This window comes from Xanthovirga aplysinae, assembly GCF_009711365.1.
GTDB classification, from domain to species: Bacteria; Bacteroidota; Bacteroidia; order Cytophagales; family Cyclobacteriaceae; genus Xanthovirga; species Xanthovirga aplysinae.
Map to the genome: position 1 here is coordinate 1 of NZ_SMMB01000625.1, position 2,847 is coordinate 2,847.

General features: G+C 37.1%; 3 protein-coding genes. All 3 read right to left on the reverse strand.

Going from position 1 to position 2,847, the window contains the following annotated elements; translation table 11 throughout:
• On the reverse strand, positions 1 to 1,548 hold a 1,548-nt coding region (locus tag E1171_RS03395), incomplete at its 3' end, for an MFS transporter (RefSeq protein WP_155204078.1).
• A gap of 216 nt (positions 1,549 to 1,764) precedes the next feature.
• The gene (locus tag E1171_RS03400; protein ID WP_155204079.1) at positions 1,765 to 2,082 is read right to left on the reverse strand and encodes a DMT family transporter; all 318 of its coding nucleotides are present in this window, start codon (positions 2,080 to 2,082) and stop codon (positions 1,765 to 1,767) included.
• A 74-nt stretch (positions 2,083 to 2,156) separates the two neighbouring features.
• Complete coding sequence (locus tag E1171_RS03405; protein WP_155204080.1) at positions 2,157 to 2,729, reverse strand: Crp/Fnr family transcriptional regulator; 573 nt, start codon at positions 2,727 to 2,729, stop codon at positions 2,157 to 2,159.
• Between the last annotated feature and the right edge of the window lie 118 nt (positions 2,730 to 2,847).

A 2,847-nucleotide genomic window follows, 5' to 3' on the forward strand; every position in this document is an offset into this window, starting at 1 on the left:
CCTTTGATAAAACCACCAATTAATTATCAAGCAATTGAGGTAGAAAAAGGCAAATCCAAATAAGGCATTTTGAGGGTGGCCAGCTTTAATTTGATGACCAATAATCATGGGGACAATAAAAGCACCATAAGCCCCAATGGCTGAAATCCAACCTAAAACCGGGCCGGTCTGTGTTTTATTAAAAATATGAGGTACGCTTCTAAAGGTAGATCCATTTCCAATACCAGTGGCAAGAAACAAAATCATAAACAGGCAAAAAAAGGAAGGAAAATAAATTTCTGGTTTATGACTGCTACGGGCTAGCATAATTACATAGGCCAAACCTAAAATGGCTAAAATCATAACAATAGTAGCCCAATGAGTTACCTTTGATCCACTGTTTATTTTATCTGAAAGGTAACCGCCCAGAGGTCGGACTAAAGCGCCCACTAATGGTCCTAAAAAAGCAAATGCCAAAACATTTGGGGCATTAGGGTTAATAATTCCATTTGGAAGACGAACAAAAATATCTTGAGACAATTTAGGGAAGGCCTCTGAGAAGCCTATAAAAGAGCCAAAAGTCATGGAATGGATCAATGTCATGATCCAATTGTGTTTGTGTTTAAAAATTGAGAATTGTTGCTTCAGATTTCCTTTAATCTCCCTTGGGGAAAGGTATTTCATCAAAATCAAAGTAAGGATGATAATTAGAGGTAATACCAACCACATATTCAAATCTAAATCGGAAAGTAGGAAAACTCCTAAAGCGGAAGTAATCAATCCTAAAGCAATTAAGAATAAGGAACGAAAAATCCCCAAAGAGTTGGATCTATGGCCAGGACTTGAGATTCTCAAGTTATTCATTCCAAAAAAAACAGCAATGAGGGCCAAAAGCAACCAAGGAATCCATATAAAGGCCGCATTTTGTATATAGATAAGCTGGTCTGAAGGTCTTCCTTCTAGAATTCTCACCGAACCAGACCAAGAGCCAAAGATAGCAAAGCCCATAACTGCAGGCATCAGGAATTGTCCTCCACTTACTCCCAGATTTCCCAAACCCGCATTAAGTCCTAAAGCTTTTCCAAGATGCTTTTTTGGATAAAATCCACTGATGTTAGACATGGAAGAGGCAAGATTTCCTCCCCCAAACCCGCTTAAAAGAGCTAGAAAAGCAAATGTCATATAGGGGGTATGCAAATTCTGTAAAGCCCATCCTATACCCACAACTGGAATCAGAAGTAATGCGGTAGAAATAAAAATCACATTGCGGCCACCACCGATGGCAATAAGAAAAGAATGGGGAATACGAAGGGTCGCACCCGATAAACCAGCAAGTGCTGGCAAGCTGTATAGCAATTCAGCGGATTTTCCAGGGTCCTCCAGCCCCAAAGTAAAACCCAATGTTTGCATTCGGACAATTAAGATACTCCAAATATTCCAGGTTCCAAATGCCAGAAAAAGAGCAAAAATTGAAATATAAAGGTTCCGGTTTGCAATTTTCTTTCCATGACTTTCCCAAAAGCCCTCATCCTCTATTTCCCATTTTTCAATGGTTGCTCCCTCTTTCATTTTTGGTATGATTTTGCCCAATTTTTAGGCAGGAACTTTCTGCTTCTTGTAAGTGAAAACAAAGAAAGAAGTAATTATGTCCACAAAAAGTGTAATTGAGGGGAGGAACGCAGCTAAGTTCGGAAATACGCTTCATTTTTAATCCTTGACTAAAATCCGAATTAGATGAAACAAGAGGCAATTGAAGCGATATTCTTTATTTCTGACCTAAAATGATCACTCTGATACGATCTTTAATCCTATGATAGAGCCAATCAGTAAGAAAATAAATAACAATCTTAAAAAATCTGAAGGCTCTTTATAGAAGAAAATTCCCATTAAGACAGTCCCAACCGCACCAATACCCGTCCACACGGCATAAGCGGTCCCTAAAGGTATAGTTTGGATAGCTTTATTCAATAAATAGAAGCTTAGGGAAATACAAATAAAGAAACCAGCAGACCATTTAAAATTGGTAAAGTTATCCGATAACTTTAGGCAAGTTGTAAAACCCACCTCAAACAACCCTGCAATCACCAAAATTAACCAATTCATAAGATATAAATTTTTATTTGGCACAAAGTTCTGCTTCCCTATGGCGACCTCATTTAACAAATGTTAAAAAGAGATTATTTTTTCCCAAAACCTGCTCTGATTCGGCTTAAGGTCACCTGTGTAATTCCTAGATAAGAAGCAATATGTCCTAATAGGACCCGCTGTGTAATATCTGAGTAATTGTTGATTAGCGATAAATAACGTTCTTTAGCACTGAAGAACTGGTGAGATATAAAACGTTCTTCTGTATTGATTAATTCATTTTCTGCCAACTTCCGACCCCAATTAGCAATCTCAATATGTTGAAGGAAAAGACTTTGCAAGTCATCCCAATTCATCACATATAAGGTGGCATCTTCCAATAATTCGATGGTTTCGTAACCCGGTTTTCCTGCAAAATAAGCATAATAGGACAGCGCAATATCCCCTTCAAAACCAAACCAAAAAGTGACTTCTTTGTCATTCTTATAGTGAAATGCTCTGGCAGCACCCTTTTCTAGAAAATAAATTTTCTTACTTCTCTCTCCTGCTTCAAAGAGTAAATAACCTTTTTGGTGTACTTCTTTATGCATAATGGCGGTTAGTAAATCCATCGATTTTTCAGAAAGAGGGTAAAGTGCTTTTATCCTTTCTTTAATTGCTATCATAGAGAAAAGTCTAAGAAAAAATTAAGTTTGAGAATATTTGTTGGAGTATCCATAAAAGAAGAAGGAAAATAAATTTTAAATGAAAAGGCAATTGGAGTTTGAATAAAGTTTATGCTTT